This is a genomic window from Rhizobium sp. N731 (assembly GCF_001664145.1).
GTDB lineage: Bacteria > Pseudomonadota > Alphaproteobacteria > Rhizobiales > Rhizobiaceae > Rhizobium > Rhizobium esperanzae.
In genome coordinates this window covers 305,569-320,531 of sequence record NZ_CP013604.1, presented here as the reverse complement: position 1 = coordinate 320,531, position 14,963 = coordinate 305,569, and the positions used below count along the sequence as shown (strand labels likewise).

Below are 14,963 nucleotides of genomic sequence, written 5' to 3'. Positions count from 1 at the left end.
AATGCATTCATGAAGCAATTTGGCTAAACTCTCAAATATTTGCTATAACGCAAAAAATGCCCAAAATGGGTATTTAAAACGGTTGTAGTGTGGCGATGACAAGTGGTTCAAATCGGTTCAGGTTGGCTCAAGCCTACAACGAGTGGCAGGAAAACAGGGACGTGCGGTGACGGAAGATCTAGCAAGCTACAGAAGTTCGAGAGGCCTCGTCAGCACCGCCGATCCGGAGGTTGACAAGGCGATCTATCGAAAGCCAGGTTTCGGCGGCGAAATTACATCGTTGGGTCACATGGAGGAATTGATCAGCGCGTTCCTGAAAAAGACACGCGAAGCGCAGGGCCTGTCTCGCGCAGACGTTGCTCCAATGCTTGGTCTGTCCATCCCTGTATACGGACGCTACGAGCGGGCATTTTCCAAAATGACTGTTACTCGGATGATCCATCTGTGTGAGATTCTTGGCTTCATGCCTATCGATATGATCTTTGAAGCTGCGCCACATCTTTGGGGCCGCACATCGGAGGAGGCCGAGGATTGTCTCACACTGGCGAGGATTCTTAGGAGACTTCCGAACGGCACGACGCGCGATCTTATTCGGCTCCTGCAGCGAATGATCCCCGATGACGACGAGAGCGACAGAGGTATCAGTGATGTAGCGGAGCCCGTGAAGTGAGCTGGGTTTGTCTATGACGCCCCGACCAGTAGTTAGCAGTATTGGTGATAGCTGTCGCAGCCGACGCGCTGTCGTCGGTGTGCAGACACCCGCAATCTCACAACTTAGTTTTTCACTCGAATTTCCGTCTGATCAACAATACGCGCCGATTGCGCAATTTTTCGATGTTTGGTTGGCGTTGATCTCGCTCGATGCTCGAGCGATTCGTCGGCGAGCGACGCCAAGTCTATTTGCATGCGCTTTGCTTCGACAGTAGGGTCTGTGTTAAACTCCCTCGTTGGGTTTTCCCGCTCAATGCCATGTGGGTATTCGAGCTGCCGGCGCGCATGCTTTGATTTCGATTGCTGAATCTAAGCCCGTCCTCTCCGCGCCTCCGTTCCATCGCGCCGATCCTTTTTGCCATTCGGCTCGGAAACAGTCTTTTGACATCACGATCAGGTTCCGCGAAAACGGGGTCGAGTCGCTGAGACTGGAAACGCTGTTCATGGCTGTCGCCGTTCAGAGGTAAGGGCATCGCCTAGGTGTTTAGTCCCGGCATTTGATGGATGGGGTCGATGATGAATCGATCCGGCTCCAAAGTCCATCGTCTACAGATGAACTCGTAAGGCGTAAGGCCCTTTAACGTCTTGAGCCGGCGCCCGAAATTGTAGGCGTCGATAAAGTCGGCCAGATGTTTTTTCAACTGCGCATGATCGTCGTAGTGGAAGCGCTTGACGGTCGCCTCCTTGATCGTTCGGTTCATCCGTTCGACCTGTCCGTTGGTCCAGGGATGCTTCACCTTGGTCAGGCGATGCTCGATGCTGTGATCGTCGCAGACCCAATCGAAGATGTGCTGGAAGGCATTTCGATCACAAGCTCGGTTGGTGAACTGAATGCCATTGTCGGTCAAAACGGTGTGAATGGTGTAGGGCACTGCCGCGATCAGATTGCGCAAGAACTGAGCGGCATTCATCTTGCCGGCTTTGGTGTAGAGTTCCGCGAACGCGAACTTGGATGTTCGGTCAATTGCGACAAAGAGATAGAGCTTGCCCTCAGCCGTCTGCACCTCGTCAATATCGATGTGGAAGTAAGCGATCGGATAGCTTTTGAACTTCTTCTTCGGCTCCTTGTCGCCTCTGACCTCCGGCAGACGTGAAATGCCGTGGCGCTGCAAACACCTGTGCAACGACGAACGCGTCAGATGTGAAATGGTCGGCTGAAGAGCGTAGAGGCAATCATCGAGCGGCAGCAACGTGTGCCGGCGGAAGGCGACGATAGCGGCCTCTTCTTCGAGGGAAAGGGTCGTCGAGTGCGGGTCCTTTGGGCCTGTAGGAAGGTCGACCAACGATGTCCGCTTCTTCCATTTCGCCACGGTTTTCTGGTTGATCCCGTATCGCTTCGAAAGCGTTTTCAGGCTCTCTTCACTATTGCTCGACGGATTGCCTCTGTCGTCGTGGCGCTCCCGTGTAGAACCTGGCCCATAGTGCTTCCCTCCATGCCAAGGAAAATATTGCACCATCAAATGCCGGAACCAAACACCAGAGCAGCCAGCGCGCGGAGCCGTGATTGGTCTGCCGTGAACCGAGAGCTCCACGTGCAGGACAAAAGGCCACCATGCCCGCACACGACGTCCCGGGAGCTAGACGAGGAAATGAAGCGACCGTTATCACCAAAATCACTGAGGGTCATAGCCAATTTGGCGCAAGTGGATAATCCTTGCGTGAAGCGATTTCGGTATGATCTATGTCTATGTACTTGCGATCACTTATATATTTTGGTGAACGATAGCTATCGGGTGAGGTCCGCGTGGCCCAAAATGCGCCAAATTAGATCGAAACGAAACATTGGTGGTTCCAAGCACATCACTTTCCGTATAAAGAGCTTTGGCGCATTTACCTCAGTCGGAGCAATGTCAGGACCACCATTGAAGCAATGGATTAATGAACTCGGTTTGCAACAAGTCGATGATCCAGGCATAGACAAGCCGGTCTATCGAAAACCTTTTGACGGACGGATTGCACTTAGCGCCGAACTCGAAAACTTGATCAGCATCAGCCTTCGCGAAGCCCGCGATAAGCGAAAACTCCCGCGCTCGAAACTGGCGCCCTTGCTTGGCATCACTAAGCAGGTCTACGGCCGGTACGAAAATGGAGTATCCCGCTTGACCGTGAGCCGACTGATTCATCTGTGTGAGGTTTTGGATGCCACTCCGGAAGAGATTATCGCCCCGGCGGCACCTTATCTTTGGGGCGAAACTGAAACCAAAGCGGTTCTGCTGCTGGCTACTATCGTGAAGTTGCGGACTTTCGATGAAGAGATCTTGCAAGATATTTTCAGCTTACTAAGCCGCATAGACGAGACCGGTAGCGATAGCGGCGATCGTGCCATGAAAGTCGCGTCTACCAGCGCCACTGCAGACGATCGCGAATAGGACGTAGATCGCTAGCTTCAATAAACAGAACGTGCGTCCCTGATGAAGTTCCATCAGAAACCGCGAAGGACTAGCTGGCGACCGTTCATCGCCACTCCGGGACATAGGTGGGTAAACCGGGGAGGGCGCAGTTGGGTCAACTGGTCCAACGCATCCCTGCTTTCGGCCGCTGGAGGGGACGCGCGGTCGTCTTTACGCCGCGAGTGCCAGGGAGGTCACGTCAAAGTCTAAGAAACCCGTATATTCGACATACAAAGCATCGATAATTCCATTCATACAATCCATTTTACCAATCTCCCGTGATGATGCACTAGGAATGATCTCAGACGCGAGTGACGGCGAAACATTTGACGATCCGGACTGGCTATAGCGCGAACCCGAGCAACGGCGCCGACATGCATCGGGGCGGCCACTGCTTCGATCGCACAGTGCGGGCTTCAAAAACAGCAGCAGGAAATACCAAAGGAGGTCTTTGCATGCGTTCTGAGGTGCGGTGGAAGCTGTGCTGGGAAAACGAGCTGGAACTCATCGACCACGTCGATCCTCCCGAGCTCTTTCGCAAAGCCCAAGGGCCGACCGGGGTCTTCAATTTCAGTGGCAGCCAAAGCTGGGCAAGGCGCGCCGACAACCTGCATTGGCAGGCGACCGACGCTGACAAGGGCGCGCGCGGCGATGAAGAGTCAGCAGCCAGCCGTCCTTTTGTTCACTGGACTTTCCGGCTCCGGCAAGTCGACAATCGCCAATGCGCTCGACCGGCTGCTGCATGCCCACGGGAAGCACACCTACATCCTCGACGGCGACAACGTGCGCCACGGGCTCAATCGCGACCTGGCTTCAATCAACCCGATCGCGTCGAGAACATCCGCCGCGTTGCCGAGGTCGCCGAGCTGATGGAGGAGGGGAGCTTATTGAAATCCTCGTCGACACGCCGCTTGAGGAATGCGCGCGACGCGATCCGAAGGGGCTTTATCGGAAGGCGCTCGCCGGCAAGATCGCCAATTTCACCGGCGTTTCCTCGCCGTACGAAATCCCTGAGGGCGCTGAATTACATCTCGAAACGGTTGGCCACGACCCTGCGGCGTTGGCGTTTGAGATCGAACAGTTCCTCGAAAGGCGAATGGAGCAAGTGACGCATGAGTGTGAGAGTGGGGAGGCTTGACCATTGGCGGCTTGAAGCGGCCGCGGCGGTCCTTGGCCTATTAACTACGCGGCGACCGTAGCAGCCCGCAGGCGGCCCGCGCCAACGTCCGATGTGGCTTCAACAGGAGACGGCCGATCACGCGCTCACGACTCGGCTTACTGAAACGGAGAAAAGATATGGCTGATGCAAAGCTGCAAGCCGTGCTTTCGGCTCTTTCGCCGATGGCGAGACAGCTAAATGCGCTACCCTCCAATCAACCGGGGCGAGATGCGAACTGCGTTAAACTAAACACGAATGAGAATCCGTTTCCGTTGCCGATGATGGTGTTGCAAAGTGCGCTGGCGGCCCTCGAACGGCATTATCTGTATCCCGAAGATGACAATCTGAGCTTGCGCGACGCAGCCGCCAGCGCGTATGGCCTCTCCCAGGATCAGGTGGTCGCCGGGAACGGCTCGTCGGAGCTGCTTGGGCTCATCTACAGAGCATTCCTCGACCCGGGAGATAGCGTTGCGATGATATCGCCAGGTTTTTCCTTTAACCGCAAACTGGCCAAGTTGCAGGGTGCCAGATTTCTCGAAATCGAATGGGGCGAGTCTTATTCTCTGCCAATCGAGCAGCTGCTTCTTGGTCCAGCAAAAGATGCAAAATTCATACTGCTGGCCAATCCGAACAATCCAACGGGAACATTCGTTCCGGTGGCTGAAATCGACCGCCTCGTCGCGCAATCGGACCAGTTGATAGTGGTGGATGAAGCGTATGTCGACTTTGCACCCGATGATGCCCTGCGCCTAGTCGATCGTCATCCAAACCTTCTAGTATTGAGAACACTTTCGAAAGGCTTTGCAGCCGCGGGAATTCGCGTCGGTTTCGGCTTTGGTCATCCCGAACTTATTGGGAGGCTACGCAACCTGCAAAATGTCTTTAACATGAACGTGATCGGCCATGCGGTGGGCATTAGTATCCTTTCGCACCGCGCCGACTACGACGAGAACCACAGATATATTAAACATGAAAGACACAGAACGACCACTGCCTTGTCTCAATTGGGCTTTTCTGTCATTCCCTCCCACACAAACTTTTTGCTAGCTCGGGTGCCACCCGGACGAGATGGCAAATGGTGGCAAGCGTCTTTGGATAGGCAGAACATACTTGTAGCCGTCTTTCCCGATGCCGGTTTGGAAAATTTTATCCGCGTCAGCATCGGCACCAGAACCCAAATGGACGCGTTCCTTTCAGCCGCCAGGGACATCATTTCTGGAAGTATGAAGACGCAGAGCTAGGCGGTTAGAATTATTGGCCACACTGCTTGTCACTTGGAAACACCAAGTATCGAAGTCCATATTGTGGGATAAAGATCACAAATAAGCGCAAGACCGTAAAGCGTGTGCCGTCTCGATCCCGTTGATTACGCGTGTTATTGGCGCACGAGTGGAGCACCCGGTGGCCGATGCGAGGCTTATTTCTGGCGATTCGGCCGCGGCTCTGCCGCTGTATTGGGAATGGTTTAGGTTTCTTCATAATCGGTCCTTCGCATTGACATTGAGCGAACAGTAATCTGCGGTCGTCGCCGATCTTCCGTCGATCACCTGCGACAGAACCTCGATCCGCTAAAGATCACGCTCGCTCATCGCCATTGATCCCACCCGCAATCCCCTACGCCAGCAAACGTGGGCAGTATGGCATTCGAACTTGGCAGAAACAGAACTTTTTCAATCTGCGGCACTCTAGCCGCTACAGAGATTCGAAGCGGGAGCCGTGCGGCCATGGTCACCATCCGCCTTGCTACCAAATGGTACAAGCAGAGCCGCGGCTTCGCCGATCGGCAGGTCGACCACCGTGATTCCGCTTGCTGCAAGGAAACGGCGCTCGTTTTTGGTAAGGCCTTCCGCATCAAGTACTGCAAAGTGGGGGCCGTGAGAGCGCTTGATGATCTGTCGAGCGTAGATCCGGAGCATCTGATCGTTGAAGCGGCAGCCAATGAAAAGAAAACCGCGATCTATACGCCGTTCTTTCACCATTCCAGGTATTGGCGTCTGGATATCGATTTCGGTTAGGACTTCCACGTAATCGGAATCGGACACCAGAAAGTTCGAAGCTGGTATAACACTGCCGTACGGCGCATAGAGGACCGTCTTTGGCGCTGCGACGCATTCGACGTCTCTCCCGGACAGATCGTAAGTTTTTGTCCAAATGTCGCCGCCGCCGTTTGCACGCGTGACGCCCTGAATCTCGACGACATCCGTTCGACCGGTCTTCGCGAAAGCCGCACGCATTGTCCCGTCGTACCAACCGTCGACGATAAGGGAGAGCGGCAGCGTTGCGAGCCAGTCGTGGAGGGCGGTCGGCGCCACGGGTGCTCCAAATATTTCTGCCATCCAGGCCTGAAGCGTCCGGCGATGCCGTCGCTGTTCAATAAACTGCGCGACTGACCACATATTGCTGCGTATCCTGGAAGGGGCAGGTGTGCGTTCGTTGAGTGCCGCGGAGACGGCTTCCGGGGTGTCCGGTACAGGTGGTTCCGTGGATTGCAGCCGAAGGAGATCCGGACCGAGATAGGGAACGATCCGATCCGCAGCGAGCGCTTCCTGAAGCAGCCTAAGTCTTTCTTCGGCGTCACCGTTGCGAATGATCAGGAGACGGTCCGAGGTCAAAATTTTATTCATGCTGTTTTCTCTTACCTCTCGTTTGCAGCATCAGTCCTCGTCAGGAATCTTCCTTGCGTGGACGGTGATCGGCAGAGGCGTATCCCGCGATAGCTTGGGCAAGACGAGTCTCCAGCCGTTCCTGAGAGTGATCGTGCCGCCCCACATGTCATCAGCCTCGACATCTACGATCGGCTCTTCGAGATCTTTCTTTGGTACGTAAGCCGACAAGCCGGCGCTCGTTCTGCGAATCATTATCTTCATGTCGCTATTCCTTCGTTGGGGGCCCCGCGATTTCAGCAGCGCCGCAAGCAGCGGCGTTGTCTAGACTCGTCAGTTCACGGGCACGCATGCCGACGATAGTGCCACGTTCGACCCATTCGACGGCATAGATGTAAAACTGCTGGAGAAAGGTGCCGATGTCGCGCACATAGCCTTCGTCGCCCTTCCGCACCAAACTTTCCCCAATTTTTTTGCCAGCATAGGTGCCGTCATTCTTTACGTGAAGTCTGGCCCGCACCCGCTCGCCGGGTGTAAATCGTGGAGGCCTGTGGATTTCGACCTCCTGTTCACGTCCAAGGCCCATGGGCATTCCTCCTTGCAGGATATCATTGAAGGCTTCTCCGCAGGAGCCCCGACCATGCTGAAGGTCAAATCGCAGGTGCGGCGAGGACGCAGGTCTTCGGCACGGGGCAAACCTCCGCGCATTGCTGCGTTTCGAAGGTACCCTTGCATTCGGTGCATTTTTCCGGGTCGATAACGTAGATCTCACCTTTGAACCTGATCGCACCGGAGGGGCATTCGAACTCGCAGGCACCGCACTGGGTGCATTGGGACGCTATGATCCTGAAGGCCATTTTTAAACTCCTGAAGATGTTGGATTAAGAGCGCTCACGCCGTCGCCGCTTGTGGTTCGACGCCAAACTTGGCGGCGTAGAGGGTGCCGATGGCGGTCTCGATGTAGTCATAGCAATAAGCATCCGTTGCCCGAACCCCGGCCTCCATGAGCTTAGTCTTAGGGCACTCCCCGATCTTGGCGCATAGCACGACGTCAATACCGACCAGCGCAGTTATGATGCCGTCGAGGGTGGCTTCCTCGCCCCTGCCTCCGAGGCAATACTGTTCGATCTTGCGATGCCCGACGTAGGTGATGCCTCTCGACGAAGCTTCGTATACTTGGAACTCCTTCGCATGGCCGAAGTGCTCGTTGATGCGACCGCCACCCTTTGTCGCGACCGCGACGTGGAGGGACCCATCGCCGGCTGCTTTGACTGTCTCGATTGCCTCGCTCTTGGCGGTCGCGTGATCGCCGCGTTCGCGGGCGATCACTTCCCGATAGGCCTCGCGCTTACGGGCGTCATAGGTGATCTCTCCGGGAAGCTGGTCGAGTGCGAACTCCTGGCCCCGATCATCCCCAAGCAGGCCGACGGCATCGGCCCTACACTGCCGGCAATGGCGCATTAGCTTTGCGCCGCCTTCGAGACGATCCTGGAGCGCCTTCAATTCGAGCGCCCGCGGGCCGCGCTGTCCGGTCAAGCCGTAGTAGGTGCCATGGGCCGGATCGGAAATAAGCGGCATGACGTTGTGCAGGAACGCCCCCCGCTCCTTGACCCATTTATTTACCTCGACCAGGTGTTCGTCGTTGACACCAGGAATCATCACCGAATTGACTTTGGTGATGATGCCGCACGCGGTCAGCATCTCCAGGCCCACCATTTGCCGCTCGTGCAGAATTCTCGCAGCTTCGATGCCGGTGTAACGACGGTTGCGGTAAAAGATCCAGGGATAGATCTTTGCGCCGATTTCAGGGTCAACCATGTTGATCGTAATTGTCACGTGATCGACATTCATGTCGACAAGTTCGGCGACGTGATCCGGCAGCGCAAGCCCGTTGGTGGAGATGCACAGCTTGATGTCGTGGATCTCCCCCGCAACTCGTTCGAACGTTTCCTTTGTCTTCTTCCAGTCGTAACAGGCATCGCCCGGTCCGGCGACACCCAGCACGGAAAGCTGCGGCACTTCGTTGGCGACGGCAATGACCTTGCGCAGCGCCTGGTCTGGCGTCAACTTTTCCGAGACGACCCCAGGGCGGCTTTCGTTGGCGCAGTCATATTTACGATTGCAATAGTTGCACTGGATATTGCAGGCTGGTGCGACCGCGACATGCATGCGCGCGAAATAATGGTGAGCCTCTTCTGAATAGCAGGGGTGGTTTTTGATCTTCGCCCAGATAGCCTGGTCCACGTCGGCCGGTTTTGTGGACACGCCACATGACGAGGATGTGCAGCCACTCGGTTTCGCGGTCGCCAGCAATTGATACAAGGATGTCGTGCTGGTCGCACTTTCAAGCGAAATCATCGGTGCGGACATTGAGTGCTCCGTTGCTAGTTGACGTCGCCTTTCAAAACGCAAAAGCCATGCCATCCCAAGGACGGGATTTGCTTTAAGAATTTGCATTTATTGCCCGATTCCGACCGTGTTCGGACACAGACTTGTCAAGCTTCCGACAGTCGACAAAAGAGTTGTCCGTAAGCCACCAAACCAGGCATTGGAGATCGAGAAGGTCCAACATCACCCAGGCGCTTAAAGCTTTTTCACCTCGATGCGATGCTGGCGTAGAGCATAGCCGACCTGACGAGGCGTAAGGCCGAGAATACGAGCCGCTTTGGCCTGAACCCATCCGGCCTTTTCCATCGCCTCGATCAACCGGTCCCGTTGCGTGAGGCGCGACTCCATTGCGGGACAACCGGAACCGTGCGGATCACAAGCCTTGACGGAAGATACCTCGTCCGACGCACCGATGCTCCCGCCCGAGCGCGGCGATGAAGTCGGCATCACATTGCTCCGGGCATGCCCATCGACGGTGATGCCGCCGGGCGACCCGTCGGTTTTCCAGAGGAGCGACGAAAGGCACTGGCTGTTCTTGCAGGCAAAATCAGACGAAACGATCGAGCTTGAACGCGCAAGGGTGGCAGTCCTTCGCACGCAGTTTTCGAGTTCCCGGACGTTACCTGGGAAATAGCATTGCGACATCACCTCGATCGCCGACGACGAAAACGTCAGCTCGCGTTGGTTCTCCTTGTTGAATCGGTCAAGAAGAGCGTTCGCAAGGCGTGGAATATCGCCGGGTCGCTCTCGAAGCGGCGGCAGGACAATTGGAACTACGCTGATGCGGTAATACAGGTCGGCCCTGAATTCGGCGTTTGCAACAGCCATCTCGAGGTTCTTATTCGTGGCGCATATGAGCCGGACGTCGACCGCAAGCGTCTTGGTTCCGCCCACCCTCTCCAGTTCGCCTTCCTGCAGGACGCGCAGCAGTTTGGCTTGAAAGGCGGGCGAAATCTCGCCAATCTCGTCAAGTAGAAGCGTTCCGCCATTTGCCAGTTCGAAGCGTCCGGCGCGCTGCGCGATGGCCCCGGTGAAAGCCCCTTTTTCATGCCCAAACAGCTCCGATTCCAGGACGCCTTCGGGCAGCGCGGCGCAGTTCAATTTGACGAACGGCTTGTTTTTACGAGGGGAAAGTTCATGGATCGCCTGTGCAAAAAATTCCTTGCCGGTGCCGCTTTCGCCCCGCAGAAGCACGGTGGAATTCGTCCTCGCCACCACCGAGACGGTTTCAACCACCTGCTGGAGAGCCGGGCTATCCCCGATAATCCCGTCGATTTTGACGGGTGGATGTCGGCCCGGCGCGCCCCTTTGCGCGATGATCGGCTTCTCCGGTCTCTCTTGTTCGCCGATAGGTCGCCGACCCTCCAGGTTCAGGAAACGATGAAGCCTGATCGTCCGACTGACCAGATTGGCGACCATGGTCAGAAAGCGAACGTCCTCGTCGGCGGGGAAGGGGGCGGCGTCGTTCCTGACGCGATCGATCGATATTGTGCCAAGTATTTTATTATCGGCTTTTACCGGAACGCCAATAAAAGAAATTGGGACGGTGCCGCTGCTCCAAGGCGGTTGCGGCTCAGCCTGAAATAATTCGGACTTGCTGACATCCTTTACGATTAAGGGCATACCGGTCGTCGCGATATGGTCGATTACGGCCTTAGGTATAACGCCTCGAGCGGCTGATTGAGAGGATGGGGGGATGTCGCCAGTTGCGGCAATCTCGGGCTGACCTTCAGCGTCTAGAACAACGATTGCTCCGCATCGAATCTGCAGAAAGGAAGAGAGGACGTTCACGACGTTGGCAAGCGTAATCTCTAGCCGGGCGGGGGCAGTCAGTACCTTTGATATCTCGTAGATTCCGCTGCGCTGCGTGCCCGCTTGGCGCATAGGTCCAGCAGGTAGCGCAGATAGGGGTTCCGCTCCATCGACCGGTCGGGCGGGCATGTGGGTCATTATATGGCCTTGGGTTGTCTAACGTTTCTTATCACCCTTGCTTGCATGTATATATAGTAATTTCTAATACCAATCTGCAACGCGCACCTCTGCAAGTTTCCGATGCGCCCGTCTGCAAACCCAAGTTGGTTCTGAATCGTGGAGTTGCAAACCTTTATCCGAACTTGAAGAGAACGCCGAAACCGCCTCTCGGATAGTTCCACTCGATATCTCCACTTGCCTCGCAGAGTACGCGGCACGTGCCGCACTCCATGCACCCGTCGGCGATAACCTCCACTTGGCCCTGGTCATTCAATTCGTAGCACTTGGCCGGACAGACACTTGTGAGGGCATACAGATTTACGCTTGGCCAATCGTGTGGACGCACCCTAATATGCGGGCGTCCGGCATCGACCACGTATCGATTTTGGTAAAGCTTGTCCTCTACGCGTATGTTCGTCACTGCAACCGTCATCTCATCTCTCCTTTATCGCCACGCGCGCGCCAAGCGAACCGCGTCACCAAACAGCCCCCAGCGGGAGCGTGCCTTGATGAAGGTGCCCGTGGTCGCCCGTTCCTTGTCGATCTTCGGGGTGCCATCGACTCGCACAAAGTTCTGTGCGGCCTGCGACAGCAACCTTGGATAAGTCGTGAAGAAATTGCGGGAATTGGTGTGCAGCAGGGCAGGCATGTCCTTGTATTTCCGCAAGTCTTTGATAACGAACGACTTTTCAAGCATCGACTTGTAAAGGGAGAGGTTCTCCTTGACCATCGGCTTTTTGCGATTCTTGATCTGGACGATTGCTTCGCCGGCGATGCGCCCCGACGTCATGGCGAGGTTGGACCCCTCGCGGTGCACCGCATTATTAAGTTGTGCCGCGTCGCCGACGACGACCCAGCCGTCACCAAAAAGCTGCGGAATTGCCTTGTAACCACCTTCTGGAATGAGATGCGCCGCATATTCCTTGACTTCCGCTCCTGCGATCAGCGGCTTTACCGACGGATGGCTTTTGAATTTTTCGAGCAGATCATAAGGACTTTCCATTGTTGCCACGAATTCGGAGACAAGGCAGCCAATGCCGATCGAGATCGATTCTTTGTTGGTGTAGAGGAAGGCAAGCCCGGCCATGTTGCGAGAGATCGTGCCAACTGCCTCGATGACGCAGCCTTCATTGGCCTGGAGGCCGAACCGCTGGTCAATTACCTCTTCGGCCAGGAAATGCATTTCCTTGACGGCGAGCGCGACAGTTTCCGGTTTTGGCGTGTCACGCAATCCAGCACGCGTGCCGAGCAGCCCATTGACGCCCTCTGCGAGAACGACCACGTCAGCAAGAATCACGTCGCCGGCGCGGTCGGTGCGAACGCCAATCACCTTGCCCTTTGGATCACGAACGAGTTCCGTCACGGTCGTCTCGCATAGAAGCGTCGCTCCGGCCTCGCGCACCTTGCGTGAAAACCATTTGTCGAATTGGGCGCGAATGACCGTGTAGCGATTGTGTCTCGACTCGTTGAAGTCGTCCGACCGGTATTGCATACCGATGTGGGACGAGTCGTCCATCATCCAGAAGCGCTGCTCGACTAAGTGCCGCTCCAGAGGCGCATCATCCCGGAAATCCGGCAGGATTTTCTCCAGCATGTCCGCGTACATGATGGCGCCCTGCACATTCTTGGAGCCCGGATACTCGCCACGCTCCAACTGCAGCACCTTCATGCCGCGGTTCGACATCGTGTAAGCAGCTGCGTTTCCGGCCATGCCGGCCCCGATAACTATGGCGTCGAAGTTTTCCTCAGTCATGGGGCGCCCTCAGTTTGCAAGCTTATCGCGACTGTGCGGCGACAGTCGATGGGTGAAGAGTTCCGTTAATGACGGCAGTAAACGGATCGCATCGGTGACGACGCCGAGGTGGGCGAAATCAAAAATCGGCGCGTTAGGATCGGTGTTAATGGCTAAAATAAGATCAGCTCCCTCGACGCCAACGCGATGCTGGATGGCGCCGGAAATGCCGGCTGCTATGTAAAGCTTCGGCCGGATAGTTTTGCCAGTTTGGCCGATCTGCCGATCAGCAGGCATCCAGCCCTTTTGGACGAGGGGGCGCGAACAGCCATAATCGGCCCCGATCGTCCGCGCGAGTTTCTTCATAAGCTTCACGTTCTCCACCGCGCCGAGACCGAGGCCTCCAGCAACCACGACGTCCGCATAGGCGAGATTCGCCGTCGCCGACTGGCCATCGGACAAGAAACCGAGGACCTTAGTGACGATCTCTTCCTCGATCATCGACACTTTGTGTTGAATGACGCGTCCGATCTTATTATTCCCGCGCGGAGGCATGGCCATGACCCTCGGCCGGACCGTTGCCATCTGCGGCCGGCAGTTGAGCGTGTAGATCGTGCAAAGCAAGGAGCCGCCGAAAGTCGGCCGGGTCGCCGCAAGCGAGCCGTCCGCATCCACATCAAGTTCGGTGCAATCCGCCGTGAGCCCTGTCAACAAGGTCGTCGCCACGGAACCGGCAAGGTCGCGCCCGAGCGTCGTTGCCCCTAAAAGAAGGATTTCCGGTTTGTAGTTAGTAACCAGATCCGTCAATGCTTTGGTGAAAGGCTCATTTCGGTAGTCGGCGAGCAGTGGGGCCTCGACGAGGTAGGCCAGGTCGGCGCCATAAGCAAAAGCCTCGGCGATGGCAAACCACGTGGCCTCTCCCGGTGGTCCGAGAACGACGCCGGCAAGCTGGACGCCCAGCTTGTCGGCGAGCTTGCGGCCTTCGCCGAGCAGCTCGAAGGAGACGGGATGCACCTGATCGCGCTCCAGCTCCATGAAGACCCAAACGTGCCGATGGTCCTTAAACTGATCGGGCAGCTCTTTCTTCATGGCGGCACGGCCAGCGGCTGGAGGAGGGCTCTCTCGATTCGTGCTCAACATCGTCGCTCCTTGCCTTCATTCGCCGTCAAAGGCGAGTTCGCTTTCGAGCGCCGGCTGGCGCAAAAAGATCCCAGCGATCAACTCCTCCGCGAGATCGCGCGGTGTTTTTTCCGCGGTGTCGATCTGCTCCGCCTTTTCCGCCCGCTCAGGAGGGGCAAAGACCCTCTTAACGACGGTTGGCGAGCCACGCAGGCCGCACTTGGTGAGGTCCTCTATGCCAGCGTCGGCCGCATTCCACTTCACGATCTGGCTGCGCGCGGCCCGTAGCGCGTCATCGAGCGAGCCGCGGCGGATTTCGTTTGTGCCTTCGAGCATTGTAATTAGGCAAGGGAGCTTGCTCATCAGCGTCTGCGTGCCCCCTTCCGAGCGGCGCTCCACCGTAATCTCGCGCCCATTGATGTCGACAGAGACGATTTTGGCAACGTAGGTGAGCTGCAGGAGGTCGAGGCGCTTGGCGATGCCAGGCCCAACCTGGGCGGTATCGCCGTCGATGGTCTGTTTGCCCGTAAAGACGATATCGGGCGTACCGAAGGCCTCTCCGATCTTCGCGATGGCTCGCGAAAGAGCAAACGAGGTCGCCAGAGTGTCGGAGCCGGCAAAATGACGGTCGGTCAAGAGTACGGCGCGGTCGGCGCCGTAGGTGAGCGCCTTGCGCAACGCGTCCTCTGCCATGGGCGGCCCCATGGTGAGCACGGTCACCTCGCCGCCATGGCGGTCGCGCAACTGGAGCGCCTCTTCAAGGGCGAACAGATCATAGGGGTTGATGATGGTTGGCACTCCCTGACGCATGATTGTGTTCGTCACCGGATGCACTCGTATTTGTGCGGAGTCCGGTACCTGTTTGATACAGATAACTATGTGCATGGCGG

At 56.5% G+C, this 14,963-nt stretch carries 13 protein-coding genes and 3 pseudogenes; 5 read left to right on the top strand and 11 right to left on the bottom strand.

Annotated features, from left to right (window positions below; all coding sequences use genetic code 11):
- Positions 1 to 166: 166 nt before the first annotated feature.
- Positions 167 to 670, top strand: a complete 504-nt coding sequence (locus AMK02_RS24695) for a helix-turn-helix transcriptional regulator (RefSeq protein ID WP_010069248.1) — start codon at positions 167 to 169, stop codon at positions 668 to 670.
- Between the two features lie 517 nt (positions 671 to 1,187).
- Here the strand turns inward: AMK02_RS24695 and AMK02_RS24690 are convergent.
- Positions 1,188 to 2,131: pseudogene (locus AMK02_RS24690) on the bottom strand (IS481 family transposase).
- 442 nt (positions 2,132 to 2,573) lie between these two features.
- Here AMK02_RS24690 and AMK02_RS30670 point away from each other — a divergent pair.
- The 4 genes and pseudogenes from AMK02_RS30670 (at position 2,574) to hisC (ending at position 5,501) form a co-directional block, all read left to right on the top strand.
- Positions 2,574 to 3,080, top strand: a complete 507-nt coding sequence (locus AMK02_RS30670; protein WP_004671987.1) for a helix-turn-helix domain-containing protein — start codon at positions 2,574 to 2,576, stop codon at positions 3,078 to 3,080.
- Between the two features lie 395 nt (positions 3,081 to 3,475).
- Positions 3,476 to 3,655: pseudogene (locus AMK02_RS32725) on the top strand (hypothetical protein); the annotation flags it as partial.
- 39 nt (positions 3,656 to 3,694) lie between these two features.
- Positions 3,695 to 4,239: pseudogene (locus AMK02_RS32635) on the top strand (adenylyl-sulfate kinase); the annotation flags it as partial.
- A gap of 158 nt (positions 4,240 to 4,397) precedes the next feature.
- Positions 4,398 to 5,501 (top strand): histidinol-phosphate transaminase, encoded by a 1,104-nt coding sequence (hisC, locus tag AMK02_RS24675; RefSeq protein WP_008536542.1) that lies wholly within the window; start codon positions 4,398 to 4,400, stop codon positions 5,499 to 5,501.
- Positions 5,502 to 5,945: 444 nt separating this feature from the next.
- Here hisC and AMK02_RS24670 read toward each other — a convergent pair whose 3' ends face one another.
- The 10 genes from AMK02_RS24670 to AMK02_RS24625 form a co-directional block, all read right to left on the bottom strand.
- The gene (locus tag AMK02_RS24670; protein ID WP_012489553.1) at positions 5,946 to 6,884 is read right to left on the bottom strand and encodes an SIR2 family NAD-dependent protein deacylase; all 939 of its coding nucleotides are present in this window, start codon (positions 6,882 to 6,884) and stop codon (positions 5,946 to 5,948) included.
- 30 nt (positions 6,885 to 6,914) lie between these two features.
- Positions 6,915 to 7,127: a putative nitrogen fixation protein NifT gene (gene nifT, locus AMK02_RS24665; RefSeq protein WP_004678514.1), complete on the bottom strand. Its 213-nt coding sequence runs from the start codon at positions 7,125 to 7,127 to the stop codon at positions 6,915 to 6,917.
- 4 nt (positions 7,128 to 7,131) lie between these two features.
- Positions 7,132 to 7,449, bottom strand: coding sequence for a nitrogen fixation protein NifZ (locus AMK02_RS24660; RefSeq protein ID WP_012489552.1), 318 nt, complete (start codon positions 7,447 to 7,449; stop codon positions 7,132 to 7,134).
- Positions 7,450 to 7,513: 64 nt separating this feature from the next.
- Positions 7,514 to 7,720, bottom strand: a complete 207-nt coding sequence (locus tag AMK02_RS24655) for a 4Fe-4S binding protein (protein WP_012489551.1) — start codon at positions 7,718 to 7,720, stop codon at positions 7,514 to 7,516.
- Between the two features lie 34 nt (positions 7,721 to 7,754).
- Entirely contained in the window at positions 7,755 to 9,233 is a 1,479-nt protein-coding gene (gene nifB, locus AMK02_RS24650; protein WP_012489550.1) for a nitrogenase cofactor biosynthesis protein NifB, read from the bottom strand.
- A gap of 213 nt (positions 9,234 to 9,446) precedes the next feature.
- A complete protein-coding gene (nifA, locus tag AMK02_RS24645; protein ID WP_011053431.1) occupies positions 9,447 to 11,135 on the bottom strand; it encodes a nif-specific transcriptional activator NifA in 1,689 nt (562 codons plus the stop codon).
- A 220-nt stretch (positions 11,136 to 11,355) separates the two neighbouring features.
- Positions 11,356 to 11,655, bottom strand: a complete 300-nt coding sequence (locus AMK02_RS24640) for a ferredoxin family protein (protein WP_004678523.1) — start codon at positions 11,653 to 11,655, stop codon at positions 11,356 to 11,358.
- 12 nt (positions 11,656 to 11,667) lie between these two features.
- The gene (locus tag AMK02_RS24635) at positions 11,668 to 12,975 is read right to left on the bottom strand and encodes an FAD-binding protein (RefSeq protein WP_064807225.1); all 1,308 of its coding nucleotides are present in this window, start codon (positions 12,973 to 12,975) and stop codon (positions 11,668 to 11,670) included.
- Positions 12,976 to 12,984: 9 nt separating this feature from the next.
- Positions 12,985 to 14,094 carry an electron transfer flavoprotein subunit alpha/FixB family protein gene (locus AMK02_RS24630; protein WP_008536549.1) on the bottom strand — a complete coding sequence of 370 codons (1,110 nt, stop codon included), beginning with the start codon at positions 14,092 to 14,094 and terminating at the stop codon, positions 12,985 to 12,987.
- 15 nt (positions 14,095 to 14,109) lie between these two features.
- Positions 14,110 to 14,958, bottom strand: coding sequence for an electron transfer flavoprotein subunit beta/FixA family protein (locus AMK02_RS24625; protein ID WP_004678528.1), 849 nt, complete (start codon positions 14,956 to 14,958; stop codon positions 14,110 to 14,112).
- Between the last annotated feature and the right edge of the window lie 5 nt (positions 14,959 to 14,963).